This is a genomic window from Legionella feeleii (genome assembly GCF_001467625.1).
Lineage (GTDB): Bacteria > Pseudomonadota > Gammaproteobacteria > Legionellales > Legionellaceae > Tatlockia > Tatlockia feeleii.
Genome location: NZ_LNYB01000034.1, coordinates 1 through 414 on the forward strand (window position 1 = coordinate 1; position 414 = coordinate 414).

The following is a 414-nucleotide window of genomic DNA, read 5'->3' on the forward strand; positions in this document are numbered from 1 at the left end:
TCACCGGGACATCATTGGTGCCCTGGATGGTCACCGTGACGAGCTTGGTTGCTGTGCCATCTAAAGAAGTCGCGGTAAAACTATCGGTCAGCGTTTGGCCAGCCCCTAACTGCTGGATGGCCGTTTGCGCATTGTTCGCCGTGTAAGTCCAGGCGCCATCGGCCGCCAGGGTAAAAGTACCGTAGGTCCCTGCCACAGAGGGCTGGGCGATAAAACTGGATTGGCCGGCATCCACATCGGCAATGGTCAATGTGCCGCCGCTGGTCACATTATTGTTGGCAACATTCGCATCTTCAGTGACGGTACCGGTAGACACCCCGGCAATCACCGGGACATCATTGGTGCCCTGGATGGTCACCGTGACGAGCTTGGTTGCTGTGCCATCTAAAGAAGTCGCGGTAAAACTATCGGTCA

1 protein-coding gene is annotated in these 414 nt (G+C 56.3%); it reads right to left on the bottom strand.

From position 1 onward, the window contains the following. Positions 1-414: VCBS domain-containing protein (locus Lfee_RS06200; protein WP_202972489.1), on the bottom strand; the 414-nt coding region annotated here is incomplete at both ends.